Source organism: Gammaproteobacteria bacterium, from assembly GCA_022450155.1.
In the GTDB taxonomy this organism is placed as follows: domain Bacteria; phylum Pseudomonadota; class Gammaproteobacteria; order Arenicellales; family UBA868; genus REDSEA-S09-B13.
The window spans coordinates 1-4,968 of sequence record JAKUQR010000055.1 but is presented as its reverse complement, the minus strand read 5'-3'; the positions used below and the strand labels follow the sequence as shown (position 1 = coordinate 4,968).

Genomic DNA, 4,968 nt, shown 5'->3' with positions numbered 1-4,968 from the left:
AGATTCTATCTACCCACAATCACTCCATCACATCCACTGGCATCTACAACTGATGACAGTGTTTAACTCAAATATGCGCGGAGTGACTCATGGACTACTCAGATTTCGTTCCCCTTCGAGAAGCTAAGATAGATCCCGATATCGGTCGGTTTCTGAAAAACAGGGATGCCCTTTATTGGCAGATCCGAAATCGGGAGACAAACGGCCTGTTAGAAGCCGGAGCTGTTACCAAGGCACCCGATGGTGAGTGGTGGATCAACAAGCCTGCGTATTTCCAGTGGTTCGTCCGAGGAATGAATTCTGCCGCTGCTGAACAAAGTTGATTACTGAATATTTGGAACTTGGTTGGGCATTAACTCCAGTCAAAAGAGGCACCAAGCAACCCTTTCTGAAGGACTGGGCAAACCCAGAGAACGCCATTCGAGGCACTGACAGAAGGCGCAAACTCCTTACAAAGTGCTCTTACTTGACAACCGGTGGGTCGATAAGGTTGTCACATCGCGGTGTAACCCAACAACGATAAAAAATTATAGCGATCCGGATGTCGGTACTTGACCGGCTCGGCGTTTGTCCATCAAGTCGTCCAGCCAGTCTGGATCCATCTCGGGAACCGACGACAACAAAAGCGCCGTATAGTCTTCGTGGGGCGGTGTAAGGATCTCCTGTTTCGGACCCTGCTCAACGATTTTTCCTTGATACATCACGACGATATCGTCGGCAATCGCCTTGACTGTTGCGAGATCGTGAGTAATGAACAGGTACGACACTCCGAGCTCATTTTGCAAGCGCTGCAATAATTCGAGGATGCCTTCTGCGACGAGCTGGTCCAGCGCGGACGTGACCTCGTCACAGATAATCAGATCGGGCTCTGCAGCAAGAGCACGGGCAATGCAGACCCGCTGTTTTTCGCCACCTGACAGTTGACCGGGATGGCGATCACTAAAATCCACGGGCAATTCAATTTGCTGCAGCAGTTCAGCAATGCGAGCCGCCTTCTGAGCCCCGCGCATCCGTAGGTAAAATTCGAGTGGCCGACCAATGACATCCCGTACCCGTTGTCGCGGATTGAGTGCCACATCCGGCATCTGGTAGATCATCTGGATTCGGCGCAGATCTTCTTTCGTTCGGTCGCGAAGCGCAGACGGAAGAATTTCCCCTTTGTAACGAACCGCTCCCGCGACCGGCGGCAGAAGCCCCGTAATCACGCGGGCCAGCGTGCTTTTGCCGCTCCCCGATTCCCCGACCAGTGCGACTGTCTTGCCGCGCTCCACTTCGATACTGACTTCTTCCAGTACGTTCTGCTCTGCGCTCGGGTAGCGAGCCGTGACTTCTTCCACCTTTAGCACAACAGCGTCGTCTGCCTGTGCCGAGCGTTCTTCGCGTAACGAGCGAACCGCAAGTAATCGTTTGGTGTACTCCTCCTTCGGGTTCGCCAGCAAATTGCGGGTCTCTCCCTCCTCCACCAGATTACCGTAGCGCAGCACCATAATCCGGTCTGCCACCTGGGCAATCACGGCAAGATCATGGGTGATATAGATGGCAGCCGAATCCCGAGCATGTACGGCTTCCTTGATCGCGGCCAACACTTCAATCTGGGTGGTCACATCAAGCGCCGTGGTCGGCTCGTCAAAGACCACGATCTCCGGCTGACACCCCATAGCCATTGCTGTCATCGCGCGCTGTAACTGGCCCCCGGACACCTGGTGCGGGTAACGCTCGCCGAAATGGTCGGGATCAGGTAGTTCCAACTGCCGGAAGAGCTCGCGACCCCGTTGGTCGGCTTCGCTTTTAGTCATTCGACCATGCTGAACGAGTGTTTCGGAGAATTGGTCGATCAAGCGATGGGCGGGGTTGAATGCGGCAGCCGCACTCTGGGCAACGTAAGAGATCCGCACCCCCCGAAGTTTTCGTAATTCCACCTCCGGCAACGTCGAGAGTTCCTGGCCGAGGAATCGGATCGATCCCGAGACGATCCGGCAACCCGGCTTGGTATAGCCGAGCGCCGCCAGACCGAGCGTGGACTTGCCGGCGCCGGACTCCCCAATCAACCCGACAATTTCCCCTTTCTGCAAGTTAAGGCTGAGACCGTTGACGATCGGTTTCCAGATTCCGTCGATCTCTGCCTCGATCAGGAGATCTCGAATTTCCAGCAAATTCTCAGCCATAAAGTTGCCTCACTGACCTTCGCGCAACCCGCTCGCCTTGTTGACCAGCCAGTCCACCAACAGATTAACACTGATGGTTAAAAGCGCAATGCAACTGGCCGGCACCAGGCCGTGATAGAAACCCCAGGCAATGCCGTCTGCATTACCGCGAACCATTGCACCCCAGTCCGCGAGCGGCGGCTGCAGTCCGAGGCCGAGGAAACTAAGCCCGCTGATTAATAGAAACACAAAGCAAAAGCGCAATCCAAATTCTGCCGCCAAGGGTGTCAATGCGTTCGGCAAAATCTCGCGACGCATGATCCACCACAGTCCCTCGCCCCGCAGTCGTGCGACCTCCACGTAGTCCATGATCTCGATGTCCATCGCGACGGCTCGTGCAATCCGGTAGACCGGCATGGCATAAACTAGTCCAATCACCGAAATCAGCACCGGGATCGAGGTCCCGACAGCAGAAAGTACAATCAGGGCAAAGATCAGTGTCGGAATGGAGATGATGATGTCGACAAATCGGCTCAGTAATTGATCCACCCATCCTCTCATGGTCGCAGCCAGAAATCCCAGCAACCCCCCAATCAAAAATGCCAAAGCTGTCGTGAGGAGGGCTAAGGAGATGGTATTTCGCGCACCGTAAACCAATCGACTCAACAGGTCACGACCGATCTGATCGGTTCCGAATAAGAATGTCCCGCCAATGGGTTCCCAAACATCTCCGACGATCTGGCTCTCGCCGTACGGCGCTATCCATGGTGCAAACAGAATGCACATTGCGAAAAACGATAGGATAAGCAAGCCGATGCGCGCACTCCAGGGCAGTCGACCGATGGCTTTGAAGAAACTCATCCTCACCTCACCCTCGATGACGCAACCGCGGGTTGGCAAATATTGAGAGGATGTCCGCCAGCAGGTTGAGCAGCACATACGTGGCGGCAAAAACCATTGCAGTCCCGCGTACCATCGGCATGTCGCGAAACAGAACAGAGTCCACCATCAAGTACCCCAAACCCGGGTAGACGAAAACCACTTCCACAATCACCACCCCGACCACCAACCAGGCCAGGTTCAAAATGACCACCTGAATAATCGGCGCCCATGCATTCGGCAGCGCATGCCAAATGATAATTCGAGCAGGACGGATGCCTTTTAGCTTGGCCATCTCGATGTATGGGCTTGCCAAAAGATTGACAATCGATGCACGGGTCATTCGCATCATGTGGGCCAACACCACCAGCGTCAGAGTCAACACGGGTAATGCTGAGACCTTCACTCGTTCGAAAAACCCCATGAAGCTGTCAACGTTAGAAATCGCTGGAAATATCTGAAAATTCACCGCAAGCACCGCCATCAGAATGTAAGCAACAAAGAATTCCGGTACCGAGATGGCGCTCAACGTGGTAATAGAAATGACCCGGTCGAAGGCTGTATTTCGATACAAAGCTGCTAATACACCGAGACCGATGGCAAGCGGCACCGAGATCAGTGCCGACATCCCGGCCAAAAATAGCGTGTTGCCAATCCGCTTGCTGATCAGCTCGGACACCTCCCGCCTGTTGGCGAGGGAAATGCCCATGTCCCCATGCAAGAGATTCCAGAACCACTCCGCGTAGCGAATGTGGACGGGTCGATCGAGATTCAACTCCGCGCGGCAAGCAGCAACAGTATCTGGGTGGGCCATCTGACCCAACATCTCGGTACAGACATCACCTGCCAGGAATTCTATACCGACAGTGATCAGCAGGGAGATTGCGAACAGCGTCAAGAGGCCGAATCCGAGCCGCTTGATGATCATGCCCCACAACTCGCTATCCACTGTGTCGGCTCCTTAAGAAAAAGTGGCCAGGGTAGAAACCCTGGCCACTTCGTCAATGCCTCATCTGGTAGATCAGATTACCGTATCAAGCAAACCACCATCGCTCACAACTCCGGCAACCATCGAGTTCGAAGTTACCAGCCAGATCACCATGGGCCAGTTTATCGGAACGTGCATCGACGTTATTGGCGAAACAAGGAATCACGGTCCCCCCTTCGTTGTGGAGGATTGTCTGCATCTCTACATAGATATCACGGCGCTTGGCTTCATCAAGCTCAGCCCGACCCATGATCAGGAGTTCCTCGAATCGTGCATTGTCCCAGAACGTTTCCGACCAGTTACCGCCGGCCTTGTAACCGATGGTAAACATCCAGTCGGCCGTCGGGCGACCGCTCCAGTAACTCGCCGACCAAGGAACTTTCATCCAAGTGTTCGACCAGTATCCATCCGCGGATGCCCGTGTGACCTTGATGTTGATGCCAGCGGCCTTGGCGGATTCTGCATAAAGTGCCGTCGCATCCACCGCACCGGCAAAGGCTGCGTCCGAGGCATGGATCTCAACATCGAGACCACCATAGCCCGATTGAAGCAAATGCCACCTGGCCTTATCAGGATCGTATTGGCGCTGCGGCAGCTCAGTAGCGCAATAATTCTGGGACACACTGATTGGATGGTCATTACCCAATGAGCCGTAACCCCGAAGCACGGTGTCCACGAATGTTTGGCGATTGATTCCCAACTTCAGCGCCATCCGAACGTTGTTGTCGCTGAACTTACCTTGACGAACATCCATTGGATACGTGAAATGCTTGGTTCCGGCGACTTGAAGCACCTCAATGCCGGGTTTCTTTTTCAACATCCCGACCGTTTTCAGGTCAGTTCTTGCTATCGCATCAACCTGGCCAGTTGCCATTGCATTCATTCGAGCGGCTGCATCATTAATCGCGATCAAACGACACTCATCGAAATGCCCACGGCCTTCTTTCCAATAATTAG

5 protein-coding genes are annotated in these 4,968 nt (G+C 54.1%); 1 reads left to right on the top strand and 4 read right to left on the bottom strand.

The window, feature by feature from the left end; all coding sequences use genetic code 11:
* The first annotated feature begins 89 nt into the window (after nt 1-89).
* Complete coding sequence (locus MK323_15000; protein MCH2483452.1) at nt 90-323, top strand: hypothetical protein; 234 nt, start codon at nt 90-92, stop codon at nt 321-323.
* A 204-nt stretch (nt 324-527) separates the two neighbouring features.
* Here MK323_15000 and MK323_14995 read toward each other — a convergent pair whose 3' ends face one another.
* The 4 genes from MK323_14995 to MK323_14980 all read right to left on the bottom strand — a co-directional run.
* Entirely contained in the window at nt 528-2,165 is a 1,638-nt protein-coding gene (locus MK323_14995) for an ABC transporter ATP-binding protein (GenBank protein ID MCH2483451.1), read from the bottom strand.
* 9 nt (nt 2,166-2,174) lie between these two features.
* Nucleotides 2,175-3,005, bottom strand: a complete 831-nt coding sequence (locus MK323_14990; GenBank protein MCH2483450.1) for an ABC transporter permease — start codon at nt 3,003-3,005, stop codon at nt 2,175-2,177.
* A 7-nt stretch (nt 3,006-3,012) separates the two neighbouring features.
* On the bottom strand, nt 3,013-3,951 hold the full coding sequence (locus tag MK323_14985; GenBank protein ID MCH2483449.1) for an ABC transporter permease: 939 nt from the start codon (nt 3,949-3,951) through the stop codon (nt 3,013-3,015).
* Nucleotides 3,952-4,057: 106 nt separating this feature from the next.
* Nucleotides 4,058-4,968, bottom strand: a 911-nt coding sequence (locus MK323_14980) for an ABC transporter substrate-binding protein (protein MCH2483448.1), incomplete at its 5' end; no start/stop codon positions are given.

Excerpts from the sequence above, each read along its gene's own strand:
- MK323_15000 (MCH2483452.1), top strand. The coding sequence starts at position 90 with ATGGACTACTCAGATTTCGTTCCCCTTCGAGAAGCTAAGATAGATCCC.
- MK323_14995 (MCH2483451.1), bottom strand. The coding sequence starts at position 2,165 with ATGGCTGAGAATTTGCTGGAAATTCGAGATCTCCTGATCGAGGCAGAG.
- MK323_14990 (MCH2483450.1), bottom strand. The coding sequence starts at position 3,005 with ATGAGTTTCTTCAAAGCCATCGGTCGACTGCCCTGGAGTGCGCGCATC.
- MK323_14985 (MCH2483449.1), bottom strand. The coding sequence starts at position 3,951 with ATGATCATCAAGCGGCTCGGATTCGGCCTCTTGACGCTGTTCGCAATC.